The 25,626-nt window shown below is 52.2% G+C and carries 26 protein-coding genes; 11 read left to right on the top strand and 15 right to left on the bottom strand.

Features of this window, described 5'->3' with window-relative positions; translation table 11 throughout:
* The first annotated feature begins 500 nt into the window (after positions 1-500).
* Positions 501-1,052: a universal stress protein gene (locus BST81_RS19885; protein ID WP_075600261.1), complete on the top strand. Its 552-nt coding sequence runs from the start codon at positions 501-503 to the stop codon at positions 1,050-1,052.
* Between the two features lie 296 nt (positions 1,053-1,348).
* Here the strand turns inward: BST81_RS19885 and BST81_RS19880 are convergent, their stop codons facing one another.
* From BST81_RS19880 to BST81_RS19865, 5 genes are all read right to left on the bottom strand, one after another.
* On the bottom strand, positions 1,349-1,705 hold the full coding sequence (locus BST81_RS19880; RefSeq protein WP_075600260.1) for a Spx/MgsR family RNA polymerase-binding regulatory protein: 357 nt from the start codon (positions 1,703-1,705) through the stop codon (positions 1,349-1,351).
* A gap of 134 nt (positions 1,706-1,839) precedes the next feature.
* Complete coding sequence (locus tag BST81_RS28190) at positions 1,840-2,007, bottom strand: hypothetical protein (RefSeq protein WP_171974808.1); 168 nt, start codon at positions 2,005-2,007, stop codon at positions 1,840-1,842.
* Between the two features lie 330 nt (positions 2,008-2,337).
* Complete coding sequence (locus BST81_RS19875; RefSeq protein ID WP_075600259.1) at positions 2,338-3,549, bottom strand: BMP family ABC transporter substrate-binding protein; 1,212 nt, start codon at positions 3,547-3,549, stop codon at positions 2,338-2,340.
* A gap of 110 nt (positions 3,550-3,659) precedes the next feature.
* Entirely contained in the window at positions 3,660-4,607 is a 948-nt protein-coding gene (locus BST81_RS19870; RefSeq protein ID WP_075600258.1) for a DNA methyltransferase, read from the bottom strand.
* A 7-nt stretch (positions 4,608-4,614) separates the two neighbouring features.
* Positions 4,615-6,117 (bottom strand): hypothetical protein, encoded by a 1,503-nt coding sequence (locus BST81_RS19865; protein WP_075600257.1) that lies wholly within the window; start codon positions 6,115-6,117, stop codon positions 4,615-4,617.
* Positions 6,118-6,287: 170 nt separating this feature from the next.
* Between BST81_RS19865 and BST81_RS19860 the strand changes: the two genes are divergently transcribed.
* Both BST81_RS19860 and BST81_RS19855 read left to right on the top strand, forming a co-directional pair.
* The gene (locus BST81_RS19860; protein ID WP_075600256.1) at positions 6,288-7,166 is read left to right on the top strand and encodes an alpha/beta fold hydrolase; all 879 of its coding nucleotides are present in this window, start codon (positions 6,288-6,290) and stop codon (positions 7,164-7,166) included.
* A 30-nt stretch (positions 7,167-7,196) separates the two neighbouring features.
* Entirely contained in the window at positions 7,197-7,802 is a 606-nt protein-coding gene (locus BST81_RS19855; RefSeq protein WP_171974807.1) for a tetratricopeptide repeat protein, read from the top strand.
* Between the two features lie 56 nt (positions 7,803-7,858).
* Here the strand turns inward: BST81_RS19855 and BST81_RS19850 are convergent, their stop codons facing one another.
* The 4 genes from BST81_RS19850 to BST81_RS19835 form a co-directional block, all read right to left on the bottom strand.
* On the bottom strand, positions 7,859-8,119 hold the full coding sequence (locus BST81_RS19850) for a hypothetical protein (RefSeq protein WP_075600254.1): 261 nt from the start codon (positions 8,117-8,119) through the stop codon (positions 7,859-7,861).
* 158 nt (positions 8,120-8,277) lie between these two features.
* Complete coding sequence (locus BST81_RS19845; RefSeq protein ID WP_075600253.1) at positions 8,278-8,916, bottom strand: 4Fe-4S single cluster domain-containing protein; 639 nt, start codon at positions 8,914-8,916, stop codon at positions 8,278-8,280.
* The gene (locus tag BST81_RS19840) at positions 8,916-9,716 is read right to left on the bottom strand and encodes a radical SAM protein (protein ID WP_075600252.1); all 801 of its coding nucleotides are present in this window, start codon (positions 9,714-9,716) and stop codon (positions 8,916-8,918) included. The genes BST81_RS19845 and BST81_RS19840 overlap by 1 nt, the downstream gene beginning before the upstream one ends.
* A 200-nt stretch (positions 9,717-9,916) precedes the next feature.
* Positions 9,917-11,515 (bottom strand): helix-turn-helix domain-containing protein, encoded by a 1,599-nt coding sequence (locus BST81_RS19835; RefSeq protein ID WP_075600251.1) that lies wholly within the window; start codon positions 11,513-11,515, stop codon positions 9,917-9,919.
* Positions 11,516-12,085: 570 nt separating this feature from the next.
* Between BST81_RS19835 and BST81_RS19830 the strand changes: the two genes are divergently transcribed.
* Positions 12,086-12,553 carry a hypothetical protein gene (locus tag BST81_RS19830; protein WP_075600250.1) on the top strand — a complete coding sequence of 156 codons (468 nt, stop codon included), beginning with the start codon at positions 12,086-12,088 and terminating at the stop codon, positions 12,551-12,553.
* Between the two features lie 450 nt (positions 12,554-13,003).
* Here BST81_RS19830 and fdxB read toward each other — a convergent pair whose 3' ends face one another.
* From fdxB to BST81_RS28185, 6 genes are all read right to left on the bottom strand, one after another.
* Positions 13,004-13,303 (bottom strand): ferredoxin III, nif-specific, encoded by a 300-nt coding sequence (gene fdxB / locus BST81_RS19825; protein ID WP_253188393.1) that lies wholly within the window; start codon positions 13,301-13,303, stop codon positions 13,004-13,006.
* A 174-nt stretch (positions 13,304-13,477) separates the two neighbouring features.
* Positions 13,478-13,681, bottom strand: a complete 204-nt coding sequence (gene nifT, locus BST81_RS19820; RefSeq protein ID WP_075600248.1) for a putative nitrogen fixation protein NifT — start codon at positions 13,679-13,681, stop codon at positions 13,478-13,480.
* An 80-nt stretch (positions 13,682-13,761) separates the two neighbouring features.
* The gene (locus tag BST81_RS19815) at positions 13,762-14,016 is read right to left on the bottom strand and encodes a nitrogen fixation protein NifZ (protein WP_075600247.1); all 255 of its coding nucleotides are present in this window, start codon (positions 14,014-14,016) and stop codon (positions 13,762-13,764) included.
* Positions 14,006-15,136 (bottom strand): homocitrate synthase, encoded by a 1,131-nt coding sequence (nifV, locus tag BST81_RS19810; RefSeq protein WP_075600246.1) that lies wholly within the window; start codon positions 15,134-15,136, stop codon positions 14,006-14,008. Before nifV ends, BST81_RS19815 begins: the two co-directional genes overlap by 11 nt.
* A gap of 283 nt (positions 15,137-15,419) precedes the next feature.
* A complete protein-coding gene (gene cysE / locus BST81_RS19805) occupies positions 15,420-16,100 on the bottom strand; it encodes a serine O-acetyltransferase (RefSeq protein ID WP_075600245.1) in 681 nt (226 codons plus the stop codon).
* A 1,142-nt stretch (positions 16,101-17,242) separates the two neighbouring features.
* The gene (locus tag BST81_RS28185) at positions 17,243-17,422 is read right to left on the bottom strand and encodes a hypothetical protein (protein ID WP_171974805.1); all 180 of its coding nucleotides are present in this window, start codon (positions 17,420-17,422) and stop codon (positions 17,243-17,245) included.
* Positions 17,423-17,444: 22 nt separating this feature from the next.
* On the opposite strand from BST81_RS28185, the gene nifB reads away from it, so the two are divergent.
* From nifB to nifK, 7 genes are all read left to right on the top strand, one after another.
* Positions 17,445-18,785, top strand: a complete 1,341-nt coding sequence (gene nifB, locus BST81_RS19800) for a nitrogenase cofactor biosynthesis protein NifB (protein ID WP_253188392.1) — start codon at positions 17,445-17,447, stop codon at positions 18,783-18,785.
* A 2-nt stretch (positions 18,786-18,787) separates the two neighbouring features.
* A complete protein-coding gene (locus BST81_RS19795) occupies positions 18,788-19,012 on the top strand; it encodes a hypothetical protein (RefSeq protein WP_075600243.1) in 225 nt (74 codons plus the stop codon).
* Positions 19,009-20,214: a cysteine desulfurase NifS gene (gene nifS / locus BST81_RS19790; RefSeq protein ID WP_075600242.1), complete on the top strand. Its 1,206-nt coding sequence runs from the start codon at positions 19,009-19,011 to the stop codon at positions 20,212-20,214. Before BST81_RS19795 ends, nifS begins: the two co-directional genes overlap by 4 nt.
* A gap of 197 nt (positions 20,215-20,411) precedes the next feature.
* On the top strand, positions 20,412-21,299 hold the full coding sequence (nifU, locus tag BST81_RS19785) for a Fe-S cluster assembly protein NifU (RefSeq protein ID WP_075600241.1): 888 nt from the start codon (positions 20,412-20,414) through the stop codon (positions 21,297-21,299).
* Between the two features lie 148 nt (positions 21,300-21,447).
* Positions 21,448-22,344 (top strand): nitrogenase iron protein, encoded by an 897-nt coding sequence (gene nifH, locus BST81_RS19780; RefSeq protein ID WP_075600240.1) that lies wholly within the window; start codon positions 21,448-21,450, stop codon positions 22,342-22,344.
* 106 nt (positions 22,345-22,450) lie between these two features.
* On the top strand, positions 22,451-23,956 hold the full coding sequence (nifD, locus tag BST81_RS19775; RefSeq protein WP_075600239.1) for a nitrogenase molybdenum-iron protein alpha chain: 1,506 nt from the start codon (positions 22,451-22,453) through the stop codon (positions 23,954-23,956).
* A 92-nt stretch (positions 23,957-24,048) separates the two neighbouring features.
* Entirely contained in the window at positions 24,049-25,587 is a 1,539-nt protein-coding gene (gene nifK / locus BST81_RS19770) for a nitrogenase molybdenum-iron protein subunit beta (protein WP_075600238.1), read from the top strand.
* The last annotated feature ends 39 nt before the right edge of the window (positions 25,588-25,626 follow it).

Here is a 25,626-nt window from a genome sequence, read left to right as displayed (position 1 = left end):
ACGAAAGAGGAGGAGGTTAAGCCTCTGCTTGGAAAGAGACTGCCTCTTAGCCTACATTCGAGATGGCTACGGCTATAGGAGTGTGACTGTAAGTTAAGTATTTAGTCTTGAAACTTTGACTTTTACTACGTAACTACTAAATTTCTCACAAAGCCAAATATTATCAAAGTACGGGATACGCGATGTTAGTGAGTTCTCAGTTTGCTGTGACGCCTCAATGATCTCCTTGAAATCCGCTCCTGTAAATTCAGGAGAGCCGGATGCAACGGTCCTGCGTTGGGAAAAATACCAAACTTCTTCGGGTTTTCGAATAGCTCGTTCATTTCATTCAAGCGAAGCAATTAATTGGCCTTCTGGCAGAACAGTCGAGTAAGTCAGAGCTGCCAGTAGGCTAAGGGTGGTGAGTAGAATTGGAGTCGTTGGATGGGGCTGATGCAGCTTTGAAGGCGATCGTGGTGGATTAAAAAGTTAATCATCTGAGTCAAACGGTGGTGAAAGCTATGTTTGAAAAAATCCTGGTGGCTGTTGATCAATCTCAATCAAATCAGCAAGTTTTTGACGCAGCGCTGACAATGGCTAAAGCCCTCAACAGTCAGTTGATGGTGTTTCATGTGTTGACGGCAGATGAGGAAGGCTGCCCTCAAGTGCCGTTAATGGTGGGCATGGAATACTATGCCAGTCTGGACAATAAAGTTTGGAAGATTTACGAAGACCAGTGGAAAGCTTATGAGGAGAAGGGGCTGAACTTACTGCGATCGTTGACAGATGAAGCAACTGCGGCTGGAGTGGCCACTGAATTTACCCAGCAGTCTGGGCAACCGGGGCATACAATCTGTGAATTTGCAAAGCTCTGGAAAGCTGACTTGATCGTGCTTGGTCGGCGGGGGCATGCAGGACTACAGGAAATGATTTTGGGGAGTGTGAGTAATTATGTTCTGCATCATGCACCCTGTACTGTGCTGACGGTCAATTGCCCAAAAGTGCTGAATAAGGCTGAACATAAATCCTATCAACCCCCGGCTGGATGGCCCCTCAAGTCGATCTGGAGTTGAACTCTAGTCACCCTGGTGACTAAAGGCGCGGCTATCCGCACAAAAGCGGCTGGAGCTGGTTACCCAAACCGACAAGTCCGCTGACAAGGACTTTGTGGCGTTGCTGAATAGAAGTATGATTTTCGTGCTTGAACCTTATGCAGCCCTCACCCTAGCCCTCTCCCAAAGGAGAGGGAACAAGAGTTTTAGCTCCCTTCTCCTGCGGGAGAAGGGTTGGGGATGAGGGTAATTCATATTTGCATTCAGCAAAGCCGACTTTGTTTAGATAGTCGCGGTTGTACCTGCTAGAAAGGCTTTCACAGACCTAATTTCTGGCGAATCACCTCATCCTTGTCTCGGAAACCGACCAGTACTGCCGTGCCATCTTTCACAAACAGGGGCCGTTTCAACAGCATGGCGTCTTGGGTGAATGCATCCACCCATTGGGCGTCGGTCCAGTTATCTCTCTCACTGCCCAAAGCCCGATAGGATTGGCCGGAGGTATTTCGCATTGGTTTGGAACCCAGAACTTCTACCCAAGCCTGAATCAGGGCTTGGGTGGGGGGCGTTTCTTTCGTATTGATGAACTCGTATGCGACCCCGTGTTGCTCCAACCAGGTGAATGCTTTTTTACAGGTGCCGCAGTTGGGAATTCCGTAAACTTGAATGGACATCACTAATCACAAAGCTCAATAGTTTAAGAAAAAAGCCCGACCCCACAGATGGCCAGGCTTATCGATCAGGCATGATAGTCAGACTTGAAACTCGATTTTGATAGAACAGCTTTTCAAACAAGGGTTGGGAGCAATTACCCTACCAGGGAAGCAATCCAGGCACTCAGCCCGATCGCTAGGAGGCCGATCGTAACCTGCTGCTTTCGTAAGTGCTGCTCAGGAGAGGGGGCCACCTCAGCATAGACAGCCACTTTAGCAGATGCTTGCTCAGCTCTAAGACGGGAGTAGGTGGAATAACGCATTAGGTTATAGGGGAATTGTTATCTTTATGAAAATTATTGTAACAGTATTTTCACAATCTGCAAATACTATGGTTATTGTGCTTCAGATCTTGGGGGCAGAGGCTGTGTCGTCCCCCTGATTGGCCGACAAAACTCAGGAGCCTTCCGAACGTCGTCGGCTGGGTGAAGTGTTAGGGAAGTTCGGCAAAATCCCCCGCTGGTGCTGGATCTGACGCGGTTCTCTCAACCTGCTAGTGCGATCGGAGGACGGCGCACGTCCTCCCAACCTCCTCCGCGAAAAAGGCTGAAGCTAACAGATCACCAGGATGCCTCTGCACTCCGTAAGTGAACTTAACTTAAGCTGCCGATGACCCCCTCTACCAGCCAGTTCATCTTTTCCAGTTCGATATCCTGCTGGGTCAGCTCTTTCCCAGCCGGAATCACGACCTTGCCGCTATTATCCTTGAGCTCTCCTTTATAGATCACCATACTGCCATTCATAAACTTGGCTTGGGCTGCATCGGCATCCGTCTTGGCGGCGGCGGTCACTGCCGCTCCATAGGGCGAAAGCTTGCAAAACCCTTCCTTGAGCCCACCTCGAACCAGATGGGCGATCCCATTATTCATCAGGGTTTTACCTGCCAGGAGGTCCTTGGCGTACTGGGTGTAGATATTGGCCCAATCCCATTCTGCACCAGTCAAATAGCCTTTAGGAGCAAGATTGGCCTGATTAGCATGATAGCCCGTGCAGAAGATGCCCCGTTTTTCTGCAGTTTCCATGATGATCTTGGGACTATCCACATGGCAGGTGAGGACATCCACGCCCTGGTCAGCGAGACTGTTGGCGGCTTCTGCTTCTTTCACGGGCTGAGACCAATCCCCCGTGAAGATGACATTGGTGCTGACCTTGGGATTGATGCTGCGGGCACCCAGGGTATAGCTGTTGATGTTCCGTAACACCTGGGCAATGGGCTTGGCGGCAATGAAGCCTAACTTACCGCTCTTGGAGGTATGGGCAGCAACAATCCCGGCAATATATTGGGCTTCATCAATGTAACCAAAGTAGCTGCCGACATTGCTTGGAGTCTTCCCCTCTTGATAGAGTCCACCGCAATGGAAGAACTGCACTTCTGGAAACTCTTTGGCCAAAATCAGGATGTGGGGGTCGAAATAGCCGAAGGATGTTGGGAACAACGCTGTAGCCCCGTCCTGGCTGATCATGTTCCGCATGGTTTCCTGGACTGCGGTGGTTTCAGGAACTGATGCTTCTTCCAGGGTTTTCACATCTGGAAGTTTCGAGAGGCCTGTTTTGCCTTCCGCATGGGCCTGATTGTAACCGTAGTCATCCTTGGACCCTACATAGATAAATCCCAGGGCTAATGTTTTGGGACTGCTTGAGGCGGTTGTTGAGGGAGAAGTGGTAGAGCTATTGGGTGAACCTGTTTCAGAAGAGGGTGTACAACCTGTCCACAGGCGTGAGGTTACGCCAAAGGCAGTTGTCCCTAATAACCCTCGGAGAATCTGCCGTCGAGGCAGAATTAAAGGCGGGTGCTGACGATCCATCGATAATCTCCGGTTACTGCTGTAACTTCAGGATTGAACCACTAATGATTACAGGATTTTTGTAATAATTGGCACATATCGGGATTGCGATCGGAGGGGCTGTGACCAGCTCAGTCATGCTGAGATGAATTGCGCTCCCAGAAAACGCCCATGGCATAGCCCTGGATTGCTGGGTTTTGGGCTGCCAGGGCCAGTCGCTTTTCGGCCAGACAACAGTAGGTCTGGTCCTGTTCAATGCCCACATAGCGCCGTTGCAATTTGCGGGCTACCACGGAGGTTGTGCCAGAACCCAGAAATGGGTCTAACACCAGATCACCAGGATTGGAACTGGCCAGGATGATTTTGGCTAGCAGCTTCTCCGGTTTCTGCGTTGGGTGATCCGTGTTTTCTGGCATCGACCAGAAGGGCACGGTTAAATCGGTCCACAGGTTGGAGGGATGGGTCAGACGGTAGTTGCCATGTTCGGTTCGTTGCCAGTCCTTGGGATTGCCCTTGGGATCTGTATAGGGGGCAATGACACGACGTTTCAGCTTAACTGCATCGACATTAAAGGTGTACTGATCAGAGGCGGTGCAAAACCAGATGGTTTCCGAACAGTTTTTCCAGTTGGATTTAGCTCCCCTGCCTTTCTCCCGTTCCCAGGTAATGCAGTTGCGCACGGTCAGATATTTTTCGGCGACCAGATGGATCGCCGCTGACGATCGCCAATCCCCACAGATATAAACCGAGCCGGTGGGCTTCAGGGTTTTTAGCAGGCGAGGCAACCAGGATTCCAGCCAATCGGCGTACTCCCTCACCGATCGTTCTTTGAAGACCGTACTGCTGAAGGTTTTAGTCAGATTGTAGGGCGGGTCGATGAACAGCAGATCAACCCAGGCCCATGGGAGCCAGTCGAGAATGGCCAGGCTGTCCTGATGAATAGTGCAATTCTCTAATGCCTCTGGGGGCAGGGGTTCCGTCAGCTTGAGTAGGCCCTGATGGTAGAGTCTTTGCTCTTCTGGGGAGAGGGTGATTGTCCGGTTGCGCGGGGCTCGGAATTTATGCTCGGGAACTGGCATAGGTCAACTACTTGGGTTGACAGAACTTGCGCTCCCGATCGGAAGCTGGTTCCTGCCAGGAATAGGCAAAATGACTGATTGAATTGAGCTGGGGAGTGGTTTGTCGGATGGCCTGCATTTGAACTTCCAGGGAAGGGCGGTTACTGATGGATTGTCCCCAAATTCCAGCCAGTACCGGTTTAATCTGGGTGCCGGAGGGGGAAAAGGTCAGAACTCGCTGGATCTGGGAGAGGATACAACCGACGTTACCACAGACCCCATAGGCCATGGGATGCCACTCCAGGGAGGTCGGGAAGCGGTCCCAGGCCTGCAGTCGAGAATCAAATCCCTGCCCAATTACCTGATTGGCCTCTGGGAAGAAGACTGCTCCGGCTGGAATACCCTGTTTCTGGGCTGGCAGGGAGGCCATGGCCAGGAAGTCGATCACCCCCTGCACCGCATGGGCTGCTGTCAGATACCAGAGTTCTTGCTGCAGGGCCGGTTGGCGATCGGCTGCCGGAGCCATGACCTTATTCTTGGGAGGATTGCGACCCTCCCAGAGGGGCTCCCCCTCCTTCGGATAGAGTCGGTCTGCATCTCCCACATCCCCGGCTGTAATGTATCCTTTGCTCAGGAATCGACGGATTAATTCCAGCCCTTTGTAGTTCTGAGCCCGATCGAACAGAGCCTGCTGAGAGGCTTCCCCATAAATCCAGAGGTCCAGAACATTACTGGCCACGGAGGAGGTGCCTGCTCCTCTCGGATAGCGGATGTAATCGAACAGAATGCCATCGGGACGGCGCTGCAGCACAGCCTGTACCATCTGGTAGTAGTCGTATTTGGCCTGGGGACTGTAAGGATCAACGAAAGCCTCTTCTGGTGTGACATCCGTCAGCTCAAAGTTGAGGCTATTGTTACCCACGATCGACAGACTGACCTGCCCCTTACCATTGCGGGCCACCACCTGCTGGCGATCGGGCCGGAAGGTATAGCTGTAGCCAAAGTTCAGAGTAAACATCCAGGCATAAACTTTCAGACCCCGCTCCCGCCCTTTCTGGAGTGCCTGGGCGAACAGGTCAACTTTTTCAGTGCCGGGAGTCCGCAACACCGATGGCCAGGCGGTGGGATTGGCTGAACTGGGGAGGAGAACCTGACCACTGTAGAAGACTTCGACATTGACCTGGTTGTAACCCCGATCGACAATCCGGTCCAGGGCACTCTCTAACACCCCCGGTTTGATATCACAGGGATAAAGCCTGATCCAGATGGCCTGGGTTTGGGGCCAGTTTTTGCTCCGACATTTCTTTAACTGCTCTGCCTGCTGGGCGACGATCGCCTTGTAGCGTTTCATGGCCTCCTTATCCCCGTCGTAGGCAGCCCGACGCAGATTATCCTTTTTAGCGATCGCCTCCACCGTGGATTGACAGTATGCCCCCAGTTGGGTTTGGGCCTGGGTGGGTTGGATGAGAAGATTAGAAATCAGTAAGCTACTCGCTAAAAGACTGGTCGATAGATTACGCCAAAACTTCATCTGTTTACCCAGGGTGAACCAGAGATGTAAATAATTCCTTAGAGACTCTAGCAAAAGCAGGAAAAATTGTCCCTGCCTAAAGATAGAACTCTGGTTTGAGACTTCCTGTCAGGACGCTTTGCAGTCAAAACACGTATGATAGGAAAAGTAATAAATCTTTATGATTAGCCGTGACTCTAGAACAGTTAGTCTCCCCTATCCCCCTGGAAACGCAAACTTGGACCTGGCAGGGGCATCAAATTCACTACACCGTCATGGGGACTGGGCGGCCTCTATTGCTGCTCCATGGCTTTGGGGCATCGATCGGCCACTGGCGACATAATATCCCTGTCCTGGCTGCAGGCGGATACCGGGTTTATGCGATCGACCTGCTGGGGTTTGGCAGTTCTGATAAGCCTGCTGTGGTCTACAGCCTGGATTTGTGGCAAGAACTGGTGCGAGATTTCTGTGTCGAGCAGGCCCTGGGACCAACTGTTTTTGTGGGCAATTCGATCGGAGGGCTCCTGAGTCTGCTGCTGCTGGCTCAGCATCCCGAACTATCAGCGGGGGCAGTGTTGTTGAACCCGGCTGGGGGGTTGAATCATCGCCCAGATGAGCTGAATCTGCCGCTCCGATTGGTGATGGGGGTCTTTACCCGTCTGGTCAGTTCTCCCCTCTTTGGTCCCTGGATTTTTGATCAGGTGCGCCAGAAGTCTCGGATTCGGAAGACTTTGCGCCAGGTCTATCGCAATACAGAGGCCATTACGGATGAGCTGGTGGAATTGCTCTATGCCCCCTCCTGTGATCCTGGGGCACAGCAGGTATTCGCCTCCATCCTGACAGCTCCGGCAGGACCTGCCCCAGTGGACCTTCTGCCCCTGGTCCAACATCCTCTGTTGGTGCTCTGGGGTGAAGCGGATCCCTGGACGCCCATTCAGGGGGCTGCGGTCTATCGTCAAAACCCCCAGGTTGAAATTGTCCCTATTCCCCAAACTGGCCACTGTCCCCATGACGAGCGTCCGGACGTGGTCAACCCCCTGATCCTGGATTGGCTGGCCAACCTGGATTAGGATAGGGACAATGACTCAATGATGGTAGCCATGCGATTCATCCCCTTATCCCTAGGACTTAGTCTTCTGGCGCTACTCACCTGTTCTTTTGCAGGGCGAGCTGCGGTCCCGATTGCCCCCTCCATGCCCGTGAGTGATCAGCGGGTGGCCCAGACCAGTGCTCCCGATCTGATCGATCGGGCGAATCAGCGGGTCAAACAGGGGGATAACCAGGGGGCGATCCAGTTGCTGAATCAGGCCCTGAAGTTAAAGCCTAAGTATTCTCTGGCCTATTACAATCGCGGCAATGCCAAACTCCGGCTCAGAGATTATCCGGGAGCCATCAGCGACTATAACCAGGCGATTCGTGTCAATGTGGATTGGGGGACGGTTGATCCGGCTTATGCCTATATCAATCGGGGTGTTGCCCGTACCCTCTCTGGCGATCGCCAGGGCGCGATCGCAGATTATACCCAGGCGCTCAAGGTCAATCCTCAAAATGCGGATGCCTATTACAACCGGGGCCTGGACTATCGGGATATGGGAGATAACCAGCGGGCTGTGGCAGATTTTAAGAAGGCTGCTACCCTCTATCAGCAACAGGGCAATACGGCGAGTTATGAGAGTGCTATTAAGCGGATCAATGAGTTGCAGTGAGGGGGGCTGACTGCAAGGATCTGTCGGTCAAGGCGGACAGCAGGCAATCTGGATGATCAGCCACTCCGATTTAGCTCTTCCTGCAGGAAGGAGTCTACGGGTTGCCCGTCTCGACGGCGCAGTTCTGTCTCTACTAACATGACGTAGGGGGAGCCTGGTGGTGCGGGAACCTGGTGGAACAGGATGTCGTACTCGTCGGGATTATGCCCCCGTTCCCGCAGCCAATCTTGAACTTTCGCAACCGCAAAGAAGGACTGCCCTTGGTCGAAGAGGCGGCTGATCTGCATCTTGATGGTGTAGAGTTTGTAGCGGGCCATAGGGTTCGATCGATAAGCTGGCTACTATTGTAGTGGTGATCTTGGGCAGATGCGATCGATTCGGGTGGGATGGCTCAGGGTCGTGATGGGGGATGGCATGAGTCTGGAGGCATGAGTCTGGAGACGCGATTTATCGCGTCTTTACAGGGTGTGGAGGGTTAGCCGCACTGGGATGTGAGGCTTTCCATGGCTCCCCAGTAGCCTGTGACAATCCGGCTACCGTCTTTGAGCACATGGACCTCGATTTGGTCGCTGGCCCAGGTAATCTGGTTCTCAAAGGTAGGATTGAATACATGGATGCGTTGATTGCTGGAAGAAACGGGGGAATCGGCACGGTTGACAGCCATGGATTTAATGTAGGGACCATCAATTAGGATATCGAGTTGTTGCAGCAGTTCCTGTGCTCCTGCTGGGGCGTAGTCAGACTGCAATCTTTCCAGAGTGAAGCCTGTAAAGCATAGGACGTTCAACCCGTGAGCTTTGATCTGATGGGCTAATTTTGCTAGGGCAGGGGCTTGCCAGAAGGGTTCACCACCGGAGAAGGTGACGCCCTGATTTTTGGGATTATCCAGAATGCGCTGGACAAGGGTTTCTACTGAAACGAGCTGGTTAATCTCAAAAGACCAGGATTCGGGGTTGAAGCAACTGGGGCATTCCCGCAGGCATCCCTGCACCCAAATGACTGCCCGACTACCGGGACCATTCACTTCCGATTCATCGACATATCCCATGATATTGAGATAGCCGGGGGGAATTTCCATGAGTTTGAGGTAGGGATTCATATGCGTGTAAGCCATCAGTTTCCTCCTTCGGTAGCGGGATAGCGGACTGGAATACCGGTGGCTCCATAAATCCAGGCTCCGAACTCCTGTAAGAAGGCTGTTCGGATCGGGTTCAGTCGCCGTATCGGATAGTTTAAGGCAGCAATGTCATTTCCCCTTGCGGCCAGTTGGTGGGTGATGGGTTTGGGGCGGGTGGGGGTATTGAGCTGAATCTCATCAGGGGCAAATTCCTGCATCAGCCGAATGTAGGTGCTCTGATCGCTATGGCTCCAGGGGGATAGGATCATGGTCTGGATGGCCAGAATGCCTGGATATCGTGATCGAAATTGCTGCAGGCCGGTCCAGATATCGACCAGGTGCATCCCAGCAATGGGTCGATTAACCCGATGGAGTTGATCGCCGGAGATGGCGTCAATCTTGACTGCCACTTGGTCTGCGATCGCTAGATCAGCTTGCACCTGAAGATTGGCTAGTAAGGTGCCATTGGTAAGGACACCGACGGGTCTGGAGGTCATGGCTTTCGCCATCACGATGATCTCCCCCAAATTCAGAGCTAGGGTTGGTTCTCCACTGCCACTCAGGGTGATAATATCCACCTCCCAGGGTTGAAATGACCCCAGATCGGATTGGATCTGAGCGGTAGGGATGAAAATCTGTCGATCGCCGTGTTGGTGTTCGATTTCTCCCAATTGGCAATAGACACAATTGAATGAGCAGGTAGAACAGGGGCCAATTGGGTCAATGCCGAGGGATCTGCCGAAACGCCATGACTGGACCGGTCCATATACCGACGGAAAGCCAACAACATCAGACATAGGGTTAGGTTGGATGGGGAAGCGTCTGAGTGACTTGCGACTCAAAAGTATTGGAATTGGTTTGTGTGGATTTTTGTTACCTCCTCATTGCCATTGCTATTCAGGTCCTGAACTTTAGTTATAGGACAAGAATTTGAGGAACTTGTGAGGATGGGGCATGGGCTATTAGCCATGGGAACCCAATTGATCCAATGACAAAGTTAGATTCCCAAAACCTTCCGTAATAAAACCTGGTCTTCCAATTTGGCTCGGAAGCGATTGTTCTCGATATCGCGGATCCAGCTCTGGCTTTTGCCGGTTTTTTCGGCCAATTGTCGCTGACTCCACTGCAAGTTCTTACGGGCCTTGACTACATCCTCAGCGGAGAGAGTCAGTTGTGGCTTGGCTTTAGTGCGGCGTTGGGACGATCGTTGCTTCTTCCGGTTTGTCGCTGCAGGTTGGCGGCTCCATTGGGGAGGGAGTTCAAAATACAGGATGCGGGCGTGCATTAATCGGTTCCATTTGCCCCGAGGGGCTGCGTCAGTTAGGCGCGTGCTACCACTCCCATCATTCACCCAAAACTCCAGGGCAGCATCGGCATCATCGGGTAGTTCTGACAGTCTGGCCCAGAGGGGTTGGATCTCAGGAGCGTAAGTAACTGGGTCAAAGACTGGTTTCAACCCATGGTGGTTGAGAACTTCCAGATCACTTTCAAAGGTTCGTAACAGCCGTTTGCGGTGTTCTCGATGGGTAGAGGCATGCAGAATGCGCTCTTCTCCGTAGGCAACCCGCATCAGCGTGGGCACGGTTAATCGTTGTTCTCGACCGACCTTGGCTTTGAACAATAACCAGAGCATCATCCGGGCTGCACCTTCATGCTGTTGCCAGATGCTCATGACCGTACTCAGAAGCAGCTTAGGTAGGCTGCCATATTGGTAGAAGGCGGTTCGATCGCGATACCCCTGCTGATTCAGGAAATATTGGGTCCATTGTCCCGCTCTGAGTTTAAAGGTCAACCCAACCAGGTGCTTACAGCCCAGGTCATCTTCCTGAAAGTGATGCTGAACTTCCAGGAGATGCCAGAGACGACTCTCTCGCAAAGAGAATCCAGCGACCCTGCCCTGAGCCAGCCAGTCAATACTGACCTGAATTTGGCAGGGTTGTTGCACCAAGTCTTTGATCAAGGCCAGGCGGGCTGGTTTGCTTAAATCCTTGCGTTTTTCCAGACCCAGGTATTCTTCGATCTGCTGGTCATTGATGATAAATTCCTGTTCCCAGGGCCGCTCTAGAACCGTTGCATGCGCTGCATAAATCAGGTGCAGACAGGCCGATCGCACATCAAAGGTGGAAAGGGTAGCCAGAGCTACTTCCTTGCTCAGGGGGGTGGGGGGGAGGGGATCCAGAGTATGGGTGATCTGAAAACCGATCGAGCCCTGGCCTTGATGGATGTGCCGCTGATAATAAAGGCGATCCGCTTCGTCTGCTTTCCAGGGCAGGGATTGGCGCTGCGCCAGAACGTTGCAGGCTTCCCAAACCACGATCGCTGAAGCGAAGGGATGGCTCTTGCCATCGGGAAACAAACTGGGACTGGTGGCAGTTCTAATATTGGTTTTGCATCGTCCTTTCTTGGCTTGCCAGGGAACTGGCGAACCTGTTGGACAACTGGTGACGCATTGTGGCTCCGAGTAGTAGCCTTCACAATCGTTGCATAAAAGCGGATCAATCCAGTAATCCTCGCCTTCGAGCTTAATTGCCCCAGTTGGACATTGGGGTAAGCAGCTATCACAGCGAATACATAGGTTTGTAATACTATATGGCATGGAAAAAAGAAGCAGGATTTCATGCCTTAGTAGCTTTGCTTAAAAAAGGACATGAAGCTGTTCATAACGAGCGATTATATAATTTTTTAATATTAGTCATTATTTCCTCATAGTAAGCACTTCAGCCCCTTTATTCTGTGATTTTTTTTACAATTTTTTGCCTAAATCTTACGATTTTCTGGCCTAAATTTTTGATTTCAGTTGTAAGGATCTCTAAACTTCTTCAACAGCTTGGAGATTGGAGGGTTGCCGGAAAGATTGTGATTTCTGATGAGAGTTATAAGATTTTCTTAATACTCAATTGGCCGATGTTAATTAGGTGGGCGCGATTAAATTTATGCTTTCTGGATGCCACAATTTCGGCTAGAGACAAGGTATAAACGTCCCTAATGCACCTTCATGCAACCTCTTTTGCCAGGTTACAGTCCTGCTCCCTGGGTGGAGTCGTTCACAAAGTGTCCCCGCAGGGGATAGGGAGCAGGAAGAGAGGGTAGGGATGCAAAACATTTTGGCCGCAACTACACTAACAATGCCAACGCTAAAAATCTACGTTTGAGAGGATAGTTTGAAATGACCTCCTGGTATCTTGTGCCTGATGATGTAAAACGACTGCTGACTCTGGCGGCGGAGCAGTGGGAGGATACGGCTGCCTCAGAAGCTTATGTGAATCAGGCTCTGGCTATTGCTGGGGATAATCCAGATGTGCTGATTTCCGCCTATCGTTATTTCTTTTATAAACGTCAAGATCGATCGGCGCTACAGGTTGCTCTGAAAGTGATTGAACAGGTGCGAGCTGTAGAACACTTGCCAGATCTCTGGGAAAACCTGAAGCCTATCTTACTGCAACGAAAGGAAGATCCCCAGATCCGGCTTTATCTGAATGCCTATGCTGCCTCTGGCTTGATTTTAGCCCGTTTAGGTGAGGTCGAAAAAGCTAAGGAAATTGCAACTCAAGTTAATGAGATTGATGATCGGAAGGAGTTTGGCGCTGCAGTTGTTCTGAATATTTTGACACCTTCCCTGGATGAGGATGAGTGAAGTCTTAGGAAGTAAAAATTACTGGAAACTCTGTGTAAATTTGGATGCAAAAGTAGGCTCAGGTTTGCTGGCCTGGGGTAGTGACGGGTATTAATTGAGGCTTTCTTCTATCATTTCGATCGCGATCATTGTCTGCATTGGAAGGTCTTGAGTCAACTGCCTGCGATAGGATTGATAGAGTATGGGCTATAAAAATTGAGAGGATTTATGCAGATTAGTGCTCGTAATGCATTGAAAGGAAAAGTGATTGTGATCCATTCTGGTGCAATCAATACTGAAGTAACGATGAGATGAATAACCGACTGTAACCCGATGGATTGAGATCAGGTTCGGTGTGGGTTGAGTATAACCAAAACCCACGCCGAATCAAATTTTCGGGAGGACTAAAGATTTCCGAAGTCAATCAGCCGAAATAAACATGATTGGCCAATGACAAGGAATAAATGATCTTCAAACCACTGCCAGAGGGGCATGGGTATAGCAATTCTTGGGGCAAACTCTAGAGCAAGCCTGACAACCAATACATACAGCAGCATTAACAATTGTCATCACCTTGCGTTCAATTTCTTCCTCTTCTTCATCCTCAACAAACTCACCGTCTTCGTTCAGCGCTTTTAATTCGAGGACATCCCGGCCACAGGCTTTGAAACAGCGACCGCAGCCAATGCATTTAACCTGATTAATCGCGGTCACGAATTGAGGAATCCAGGTTTTTTGACCAAAAGTTAATCCAGTCAGAGTCGTCATCATGAACCTCCATAATGGATAGGGAAATGAAACCATAGAGGCATGATTTATCACGCCCCTATGGGATGAATGAACAAAGGTGCAATTCATTGCACGTCAATAGAAATGAAATTTGCACGAATGCGACAAACTGCTAGGGAGCAGAGATGCGATAAATCCTGTCTGAACCTTTTAGGTTTAGGCCAGACGACGAGCTTCAACGGTTTGGGGCAATTTCAAAGGTTCGCTCAGGTCTGAGATCGCGAGTTCCCAGCCATTGGCCAGGGTGAGAATGCGTTCTCCACCAGATTCCGCTTGTTGAACAACTTCCTCCTCCAGATCTTTTTTGGCAACGTAAACAGTGAGATGACCAGCGTTATTGCGACGGAGCATGACTTTCATGGATTGACCTCTTAGGGGGGATTCAAAATTCAAAAGGGTTGACGCTGATCACCTAGTTAGTGAGAGTGGCTGAAGAACACTCAACATTCTTCCAGTTCTTTTCTGCGGCAACCTACAATCCGACCGGTTTCCAGGAAATGGACGGCGTAGATGTAAGATGTTTGCAGAAAAGTTCCAATGCTAATGACGTAGCCAGTTTCCCCCTTTTTTACGAGGGTGGCTCCAATATCCTGGCCCGGAAAGGTGCCATCATTGCGAATCAACTTGCGGGTTCGAACCTTTTCACCGATATCGAAATAGGGGGGAAGATCCATTTCCAGTTCATCAACTTGCATAGGAGTACCTCGTGGGGGGGACTAAACTTAACAACTCCTCTGTGGTCAGACTGCGCTTGACCTGAGTGGACCGATCGCGCACAGCCTGCAACACAGATTGGGTTTCCTCCGGGCTCAAGATAATGCCATGCTGTTGCAACACGGTCATTACCAGATGGCGACCGGAATGTTTGCCAATCACCAGTCGCCGTTCCCAACCGACCTCAGCCGGGTCGAAGGGTTCGTAGGTGGTGGGATTTTGCATCACACCATGGGCATGAATCCCAGACTCATGGGCAAAGGTGTTTTCCCCCACCACCGCTTTCCAGGGGGGGACTGGACAATTGGAGGCCCGGGCTACCAGGCGAGAGAGTTCCAGCAAGCGTTTGGTGTCAATGCCAGACTGAATGCCGTAAATGCGTTTCAGGGCCATCACCACCTCCTCCAGAGCCGCATTACCAGCCCGTTCCCCCAGTCCATTCACGGTTGTATTGACAGAACGAGCCCCGGCCCGAATACCGGCCAGTGCATTGGCTGTCGCCATGCCCAGGTCATTGTGGGTGTGCATCTCCACCGGAATACAGAGGGTCTGCACCAACCGACGCACTTTGTCAAAGGTAGTCAGAGGGTCGAGAATGCCTACGGTGTCACAAAAGCGGAAGCGGAAAGCACCCCAGGTTTCGGCATAGGAGGCCACATCGAGTAAAAATAGGTCATCGGCTCTGGAGGAGTCTTCACCCCCTACGGAGACAGACAGGCCCTGATCCACGGCAAAGTGAATCGTGTCCCGCAGGCGGGCCAGCATGACCTGCCACTGCCCCTGGAATTTGGCGGCGATCTGAATTTCTGAGACTGGAATTGAGATGTGCACCCGGTGCAATCCACAACTGATGGAGGCCCGAATATCCTCCAGATTGGCCCGATTCCAGCCCAGGAGCTGTGCCTTCAGGCCCAGATCTCCGATCGCCCGAATGGCTCGAACTTCTTCCCGACCCATAGCCGGGATACCCACTTCCAATTCCTGAACGCCAATGGCATCCAGAAACGCGGCGATCGCGACTTTTTCTTCCAGATTGAAAGCTACGCCAGCGGCCTGTTCGCCATCTCGCAAGGTGGTGTCGTTGATTTGAATCTGCTGCATCCTGTCCATTCTCCCTTTGGGTTACTGCCTCCTGACAATGAGGACGGGGCCTCATCCTACATTCACGGTTAAGTTGCAGCTAAGTTGCTACAGTTTTGCTCTGGGTGCGCTGGGGGGTTTTGCTACATCCATGCTGATCCAGGCCAGCATAATTTTGTGAAATGCTATTGTCACAACTGAGAGTACGAGAGCAGTCAAGAGAGTTTCCATGGTGTTGTCCTCTTAAGGGTGTGTGGGAGTGGGGGTTCTATGGGTGTAACTTTTGCTAAATCAGCGATCTCCGTCATGGACGAGCACATTGAGCCCCAATTCGAACTTTCAAACGCTGCAGTTCCTGTTCCAATTCCTCAATCCGATCGATGACAGCCCGCATCGCGATGGCTTCTGCATCCGGTAATTTGTCCTCTTCCAGGGGACAATCTTCGGTGCGGCAGATAATCCGTCCCGGCACTCCCACGGCGGTACAACCGGCGGGAACGGAGCGCAGGACGATGGAACCGGCTCCCACTCGGGCTCGATCGCCAATGAGAATATTGCCCAGTATTTTCGCTCCGGCACCAATTACCACATGACTGCCAATGGTGGGATGGCGCTTACCGGTTTCTTTGCCAGTGCCTCCTAAAGTCACCCCCTGGTAAATCAGGGTGTAGTCGCCCACGATCGCCGTTTCACCAATCACCACCCCCATGCCATGGTCAATAAAAACCCCTTTGCCGATCGTCGCTCCTGGGTGGATCTCTATCCCGGTCAAAAACCGGGTCAGGTGGGAGATGAGCCGGGGAAAGAAGGGGACACCCCGTCGATGCAGCCAATGGGCCAGCCGATGGCTGATGAGGGCGTGGAAACCGGGGTAGCAGCACAGCACCTCCAGCCAGTTTCGGGCCGCCGGATCGCGCTCGAAGATGATACGAAAATCCTCAATCAGTGGGAGCTGGAAGAGGGTGCTGACTCGCGATCGACGCATCGGAGGCGATGGCGAAGGTGAGCGGGAGAGTCGGGGAGGGGAGGAATCCGACTTGGGGGATAACAGGTGACAGGGCGATGGCATAGGTGATTCTGGCTTCAAGGCGATGTTTTTTTGCTTATAACAGGTGCCTTGCATTCGTAGTTTTAAGGCGGTACGGATCGGAGTTTATTAAACCTATTAATGTTGTACTCAGAGCTAAAAAGCGAGGCACTGTGTAGGATTTAAAGATTTTTTTGGGATGGGGGACTGGTGTTTTTAGATCCAGGTCTCTGTATTTAAGGGGGAGGGGAGTTGGTATTCGTGTACTCAATCAAAATCCTTGCCAGAATTGATTTTGAGGCTGATTAGCCATGGTTTTTGAGATTACAATCCTGGACTCAAATCTGCTTCGAGAAGCAATAAATCGTATTCATTAATACTGTTTAAATAGAATAGTATTCAAAGATACGATTCGAATGATGAAATGCTTGAATTGGTGAGGCTTTTGAGGAATTTTGCCATAATTTTCCAGGCTTTTTCCTGACTCTCCGCTCCTGCACTGGTTTTAGAAGATGGACTGAGGCAACTCAGATTTTTAAGAAAATATGACTTTTTTTAGGGCGAAAGAACTGAAAGTGATACGTTAGATACAGAATAAGTTTTTTGAGTCGAAAACAGAGCTGTTTTTTTTGTTGATCAGCCTGGGTTCGACTGTTATTTGAGTACTCAAAATGAGGGTAAGAAACAGGGTAAAAAATCCATGAAACCCTCTTCTATTCTTGTATCTGCCTGAGTACAAAAATAACAGCCCCCCGGGCTCGTAAATACTCGTACCCCTGTTCATAAATACTCATCCCTCACCCCAAATTAAAGTTTAAAACCGCTACAGAACTGGGATTAAGGGGTTGAGTACATCATTAATATTTCAATAATTCCAATCGGTCTGTGCCGACCAGGGGGGTCGGAGGGTGGTTGCTATAAACCTGATAACGCCAGGCACTTCACTGAGCCATCTGAGAATTCCAAGCTTCCAGATGCAACGAAGTGAGTGGAGCGATGAGACAGCACCAAGACCTCAAGATCGATCGCGGCGCATTTCCCTAAACAGGGCAATTGCACCGCCAGGTGTAAAGCCAACGCAGTCGCCGTTATCCACCGGGTTATCGCCGCGACGCGATCGAGAGGAGGTTGGTAGGAGCGATCACATTTCCCACAGCGGCAGTTGCCCACCCGACCCCCTTGAGAGATTCGATGACACCCCCCACCACAGCACCCACCGCCCCCCAGACCGATATCCCATCCACCCCTGCGCCCTCTGCCAGTAATTGTGGATGCAGCACGAATGCCAGTGCAGTGCCGGCTATGGACCAGAAGATGCTGGACCGAATTGCCAAGCACCCCTGCTACAGCGAAGAAGCCCATCATCACTATGCCCGCATGCACGTTGCCGTGGCTCCAGCCTGCAACATTCAGTGCAACTATTGCAACCGCAAGTATGACTGTGCCAACGAGAGCCGTCCTGGTGTAGTCAGTGAACTGCTGACCCCGGAAGAAGCCGCCCATAAGGTACTGGTGATTGCCGGTAAGATTCCTCAAATGACAGTGCTGGGTATCGCTGGCCCTGGCGACCCCTTGGCGAACCCGGAAAAAACCTTCCGCACCTTTGAGTTGATTGCGGACAAGGCTCCCGATATCAAGTTATGCCTCTCCACTAATGGCTTGATGTTGCCGGATTATGTCGATCGGATTAAGCAACTCAATGTGGATCACGTCACGATCACTATTAATATGGTGGATCCCGAAATTGGGACCCAAATTTATCCCTGGGTTCACTATCGGCGGCGTCGGTATAAAGGGCTGGAAGCTGCCCGCATTCTGCATGAACGGCAAATGGAAGGGCTGCAGGCTCTCAGAGAAGCTGACATCCTTTGCAAAGTCAACTCGGTGATGATTCCGGGTATTAATGATGGGCACCTGGCGGAAGTCGATCGGGTGATTCGGGAGAAAGGGGCCTTCCTGCACAACATCATGCCCCTGATTTCGGCTCCAGAGCATGGTACTCACTTTGGCCTGACCGGTCAGCGGGGACCGACTCCGACGGAACTCAAGAAGCTGCAGGATGAGTGTGCCGACAGCAACATGAAGATGATGCGCCACTGCCGTCAATGTCGGGCTGACGCCGTGGGTCTGCTGGGTGAAGACCGGAGCCAGGAGTTCACCAAGGACAAGTTTATGGAGATGGCTCCCCAATATGATCTGGACCTGCGTCAGGAAGTCCATGCCGGAATTGAGCACTTCAAGGAAGAGATCAAGTTGGCGAAGGCCAGAGTGCGGCCCAGTGAGCGGGTGAAAAATAGCCCCAAGATTCTGGTGGCTGTGGCGACCAAAGGTGGTGGGATTGTGAACCAGCACTTTGGCCATGCCAAGGAATTCCAAATTTTTGAAGTGGATGCGAACGAAGCCAAATTTGTGGGTCACCGCAAGATCGATCACTACTGCCAGGGCGGCTACGGCGAAGATGCCACCCTGGAACACATCGTCAAAGCGATTTCAGATTGCAAAGCTGTGCTGGTTTCCAAAGTAGGCGAATGTCCGAAGGCAGAGTTGAGAGAAGCGGGGCTGCAGGTGGTCGAAGCCTACGACGTGATTGAGAAAGTGGCCCGCCAGTTCTACGACGAATTCATGCCAAAGCAGGGAGGCTAACCATGATGTATTTCGATAGCCGTGAGTCCCCCCTACCACAAGGAGAGGCGCGGGAATTGGTTGGGAGTGAGGGCTCCTACTGGGAGTCCTGGTTTACCACCTACAACCGGCGCATTTCCCGCCTCAGAGCCTTGAAGCAAGCCAACTACTGGCAGCAATGGACCACTGATTATACCCAGACCAGCGGCATTCCCGCTCGTCAGACCCACGCAGGAGTGGAAGTATGACTCCGATTTACTTAGACAACAATGCCACCACGAAAGTAGACCCGGAAGTTGTGCAAGCCATGCTGCCCTACCTGACGGAGTTCTACGGCAATCCCTCTTCCATGCATAGCTTCGGCGGTCAGGTTGGTAAAGCGGTGAAACAGGCTAGGGAGCAGGTTGCTGCCTTATTGGGAGCGGAAGACTCCGAAATCGTTTTCACCAGTTGTGGCACTGAGGGCAACAATACGGCTATCCGGGCTGCCCTGGCCGCCCAACCGGAGAAGCGGCACATCATTACCACGGAAGTTGAACATCCAGCAGTGCTGAATGTGTGCAAGCAGTTAGAGAAGCAGGGCTATCGAGTAGCCTACCTCTCTGTGGATAACCGGGGTCAGCTCGACTTGGTGGAATTGGAAGCCTCCCTCACCGGGGACACGGCCTTGGTCACCACCATGTACGCCAACAACGAAACCGGAACCGTCTTCCCGATCGAACAGATCGGCCTGCGCGTCAAAGATGCCGGTGCCATCTTCCACGTCGATGCGGTGCAGGCTGTGGGCAAGATTCCCCTGAATATGAAAACGAGCACGATCGATCTGCTCACCCTCTCCGGCCACAAACTGCATGCCCCCAAGGGCATTGGTGCCCTCTATATCCGGCGGGGCTTCCGATTCCGCCCCTTTCTGTTGGGTGGTCATCAGGAACGGGGACGGCGGGCGGGAACAGAGAACGTCCCTGGCATCATCGGCCTAGGCAAGGCTGCCGAACTGGAACTGCAACACCTGCCCGAAGCCGTGAAGCGGGAGAAACAGTTCCGCGATCGGCTGGAGAAGACCCTGCTGGAGCAGATTCCGGATACGCAAGTGAACGGCGATCGCAAGAGTCGTTTGCCCAATACCACCAATATCGGCTTCAAATACATCGAAGGGGAAGCCATCCTGCTGATGCTGAACCAGCATGGCATCTGTGCCTCCTCCGGCTCTGCCTGCACCTCTGGTTCCCTGGAACCCTCCCATGTGCTGCGGGCCATGGGCCTGCCCTACACCATCCTGCATGGCTCCATCCGCTTCAGCCTCTCTCGCTATACCACTGCAGCCGAGATCGACAAAGTGCTGGAAGTCATGCCTGGCATTGTAGAGCGACTGCGGGCGCTCTCCCCCTTCAACAGCGACCAAGCTGGTTGGCTGCAGGGACGAGAGGAGGCCGTCGCTGCCAACCGCTGATCCGGCTCCCCGCCCCGTACAGACACGATGAATCGCGTCTCCCATCTCGATGCCATGCTGTCCCGCACAGACGCGATTCATCGCATCTCCGATCCCATCCACCCCGATATCCTCATGCCACCAGGACCAAGACGCGATTCATCGCGTCTCTAGCGACCGGCTCCCCATCCCTAACTCATCGACACAGGAACACCGCCATGTGGGACTACACCGACACTGTAATGGATCACTTCTATAACCCCCGTAACCAGGGGGCGATCGCAGACACGCAGGAAACCGGGATTGCCGTGGTCTACGGCGAAGTGGGCAGTATTGCTTGCGGTGATGCCCTGCGTCTGCACCTCCAGATCGAGATTCAGAGCGACAAGATTCTGGATGCCCGGTTCCAGACGTTTGGATGCACCAGCGCGATCGCCTCTTCCTCTGCTCTGACCGAGATCATCAAAAACAAAACCCTGGATCAGGCGCTCAATATTACCAACCGGGATATTGCAGAGTTCCTGGGGGGACTGCCTGAAGCCAAGATGCACTGTTCTGTGATGGGTCAGGAGGCATTGGAAGCAGCGATCTATAAGTATCGAGGCATTGAAGTTGAACACCACGAAGAAGATGAAGGTGCGTTGATTTGCAGTTGTTTTGGCATCAGTGATGCTCGCATCCGGCGCGTCATCATCGAGAACAGCCTGACTACCGTAGAGCAGGTCACTAGCTATGTCAAAGCTGGTGGAGGCTGTGGTTCCTGCCTGGCGGATATCGAAGACCTGATTGCCTCTGTGGTGCAGGAAACTGCTGCGACATCCCGGCGAGTAGAAGCAGAACTGGCAGCCGCCCCCACCCTTCCCCTGACGACTGTACAGAAAGTCAACCTGATTCAGAAGGTTTTGCTGGAAGATGTGCGACCGATGTTGATTGCCGATGGTGGTGATATTGAACTCTTCGATGTGGAAGGAAATATCGTTAAAGTCATCCTGAAAGGAGCCTGTGGTAACTGTCCTGGCAGTACCGCCACCCTCAAGGACGGTATCGAAGTTCGACTCAGACAGCGGGTTTTACCAGAACTGATTGTTGAAGCTGTCAATCTCTAACCTTTTATCTGCAAATAATGCTAACCCACAACCCTTGTATTCCGGTGGAGCGATCGCCGCCAGCGCGTCGTAGCGATTTCGACCACTTTCCCCGAACACACGGTTACGTCAACTCAATCCATCAACCTGATTAGGAGAATTTAAGACCATGACTGACGAACAAATTAGACAGATTGCGTTCTACGGTAAGGGCGGTATCGGTAAATCCACCACCTCCCAGAACACCATTGCAGGTATGGCCGAACTCGGTCAGCGCGTCATGATCGTGGGCTGCGACCCTAAAGCTGACTCCACCCGTCTGATGCTGCACAGCAAAGCTCAAACCACCGTGTTGCACCTGGCAGCCGAGCGCGGTGCCGTTGAAGATGTGGAACTGGAAGAAGTGTTGTTGACGGGTTATCGCGATGTCCGTTGCGTTGAGTCCGGTGGTCCTGAACCCGGTGTCGGTTGCGCCGGTCGGGGCATCATCACCGCCATCAACTTCCTGGAAGAAAATGGTGCATACGAAGATCTCGATTTCGTCTCCTACGACGTATTGGGCGACGTGGTTTGCGGTGGTTTTGCCATGCCCATCCGGGAAGGCAAAGCTCAGGAAATCTACATCGTTACCTCCGGTGAAATGATGGCCATGTATGCGGCCAACAACATTGCTCGGGGTGTCCTCAAGTATGCTCACTCCGGTGGTGTACGTCTGGGTGGTTTGATCTGCAACAGCCGCAAAGTTGACCGGGAACTGGAACTGATCGAAACTCTGGCCAAGCGGCTCAATACCCAAATGCTGCACTTCGTTCCCCGCGACAACATCGTTCAACATGCAGAACTGCGCCGCATGACCGTAATCGAGTATGCACCGGATAGCCAACAGGCTGAAGAGTACCGTACCCTCGCCAAGAAGATCATCGACAACAAGGATCTGGCGATCCCCACGCCCATCTCCATGGATGAGCTGGAAGATCTGTTGGTCGAATTCGGGATTCTGGGTGGCGAAGAAGAGTACGAAAGAGCCATCAAGGAAGGCGTCAAAGCCCCCGCTGGTGTTGCTTAATGCCTGAGGAGATAGGTGGGGTGCGCCCTTCCGCCCTACCTATCTCTCGCTCCTTTTCCCTTTCCGCTTCCCCTTTCCCATCCCTACTCAACAGAGAGGCAGAATCATGACACCTCCCGAATTAGCGGCTCTAGAAGATACCACATTGGAGAGCGAACTCACGATCGCTGACAAAAAAGACCTGATCAAAGACGTTTTGGAAGTCTATCCCGACAAAGCTAAGAAAAAGCGGGAAAAGCACCTGAATGTGTTTGAAGAAGGCAAGTCTGATTGCGGTGTAAAGTCCAACATCAAGTCTGTGCCTGGTTCCATGACCACTCGCGGCTGTGCTTATGCCGGTTCCAAGGGTGTGGTCTGGGGTCCGATCAAAGACATGATCCACATCAGCCATGGTCCAGTGGGCTGCGGTTACTACTCCTGGTCTGGTCGCCGTAACTACTACATCGGCACAACCGGGATTGATTCCTTCGGTACGATGCAATTCACCTCTGATTTCCAGGAACGGGATATCGTTTTTGGTGGTGACAAGAAACTGGCCAAATTGATCACCGAATTGGAGGAACTCTTCCCCCTCAATCGTGGCGTTTCCATCCAGTCAGAGTGCCCCATCGGTCTAATTGGGGATGACATCGAAGCGGTCGCTAAGAAATCCGCTAAAGAAATCGGCAAAACAGTTGTTCCCGTTCGTTGTGAAGGCTTCCGGGGTGTGTCTCAGTCCCTCGGTCACCACATTGCCAACGATGCCGTGCGGGACTGGGTTTTCCCCCAATATGACAAGGAAAAGAAAGCAGGTAATATCCCTGATGGCACCGAGTATGATGTCGCCATTATTGGGGACTACAACATCGGTGGAGATGCCTGGTCTAGCCGCATCCTCCTGGAAGAAATTGGTCTGCGGGTGGTAGCCCAGTGGTCTGGAGATGGCACCCTGCACGAGATGATCAACACCCCCTCCGTGAAGCTGAACCTGGTTCACTGCTATCGCTCCATGAACTACATCAGCCGCCACATGGAAGAAGCCTACGGGATTCCCTGGTTGGAGTACAACTTCTTTGGCCCGACGCAGATTGCCGAGTCTCTGCGGACGATCGCCGCTAAATTTGATGAAACCATCCAGCAGAAAGCGGAAGAAGTCATCGCCAAATATCAGAAGCAAACCGATGAAGTCATTGCCAAGTTCTTGCCCCGTCTGAAAGGTAAGACCGTGGCCCTGATGGTGGGTGGCCTGCGCCCCCGCCACGTCGTTCCAGCTTTCCATGATTTGGGGATGCAACTGATTGGAACGGGGTATGAGTTTGGTCATAACGACGACTACAAACGCACTACCCACTACGTCGAAAACGGCACCCTGATCTATGACGATGTTTCGGCCTACGAGTTTGAAGAATTTGTCAAGGCCCTGAAGCCTGACCTGATCGCCTCCGGGATTAAAGAGAAGTACGTCTTCCAGAAAATGGCCCTGCCCTTCCGTCAGATGCACTCCTGGGATTACTCCGGTCCTTACCACGGGTATGACGGTTTCGCTATTTTCGCTCGCGACATGGATCTAGCTTTGAACAGCCCCACCTGGAGCCTGATTGGTGCTCCCTGGAAAGCTGAGGCGACTGCATAAAGGATGGGGTTGGGGTGATGGAATGGCTTCCGTACTCCCCCTCTCCCGCCCTCTCCATTCCCCACTCCCTCATAAACATTGGAGAACCCATCATGGCTCAGAACAACATCGATAACATCAAAGATCACGCTGAACTATTTCACCAGGACGAGTATCAGGAACTCTTTGAGAACAAGAAGCAGTTTGAAGGCGGCCACAGCCCTGACGAAGTGGCCCGGATTGCAGAATGGACTAAGACCTGGGAATACCGGGAAAAGAACTTTGCCCGCGAAGCCCTGACCGTTAACCCGGCTAAAGCCTGCCAGCCCTTAGGCGCTATTTTGGCCGCTGTTGGATTTGAAGCGACCCTGCCCTTTGTGCATGGTTCTCAAGGATGTGTGGCTTACTTCCGTAGCCACTTCACCCGTCACTTTAAAGAGCCCTTCTCAGCCGTTTCCTCCTCCATGACAGAAGATGCTGCTGTCTTTGGTGGCTTGAAGAACATGATTGAGGGTTTGGCCACCAGCTACAACCTCTATAAGCCCAAGATGATTGCCGTTTGCACCACCTGCATGGCAGAGGTGATTGGGGATGACCTGCAGGCCTTCATCAAAACCTCTAAAGAGGAAGGCTCCATTCCCCAGGAATTTCCAGTGCCCTATGCCCATACCCCCAGCTTTGTCGGCTCCCACATTACGGGTTACGACAATATGCTGAAGGGGATTTTGACCAACCTGACGGCAGGCAAAAAAGCTGAAACCACCAACGGCAAGATCAACCTGGTTCCTGGGTTTGAAACCTACATTGGTAACCTGCGGGAAATCAAGCGGATTGCCGATTTGATGGGGGTGAACTATACCCTGTTGGCAGATAACTCCGAGTACCTGGATTCCCCCAACAATGGGGAATACAACATGTACCCCGGTGGGACCAAGCTGGAAGATGCGGCGGATTCGATTAACGCCGAAGCGACAATCTCCTTCCAGGCTTATTCCACCATCAAGACCCGCGAATATATTGAGAAAGAGTGGAAGCAGCCCACTTCAGTGGTGCGTCCGGTTGGTATTCGTGGTACGGATGAGTTTCTGATCAAGCTGTCGGCCCTCACCGGTCAACCCATTCCCAAGGAATTGGAAGATGAGCGCGGTCGCGCAGTGGATGCCCTGACTGACTCGCAAGCTTGGTTACATGGTAAGCGCGTGGCCCTGTACGGTGACCCCGACCTGGTGATTGGTCTGACCCAATTCCTGTTAGAAGTCGGTGCGGAACCCGTCCATATCGTGGTTGGCAACAGCAACGAAGTCTTCGAAGCCGAGCTAAGGGCTTTACTGGATACCAGTCCATTTGGTCAGAATGCTACCATCTGGGGTGGCAAAGACCTGTGGCACCTGCGGTCCCTGCTGTTCACAGAACCCGTTGACTTCTTCATCGGCAATTCCTACGGCAAGTACCTGTGGCGGGACACCAAGACCCCGATCGTGCGGATTGGCTATCCCATCTTCGATCGTCATCACCTGCACCGCTATGCCACCTACGGTTACCAGGGCACAATCAACATCCTCAACTGGGTCGTGAACACGATTCTGGATGAGTTGGATCGCAATACAATTGTACCGGCAAAAACCGATATTTCTTACGACTTAATTCGCTAAGAAGTCCTGAGGGCGTAGAGTTTAGGGTTTCTCTACGCC

Source organism: Leptolyngbya sp. 'hensonii' (assembly GCF_001939115.1).
Classification (GTDB): Bacteria; Cyanobacteriota; Cyanobacteriia.
The sequence above is the reverse complement of the archived record's forward strand: the minus strand, read 5'-3'. Positions and strand labels throughout refer to the sequence as shown.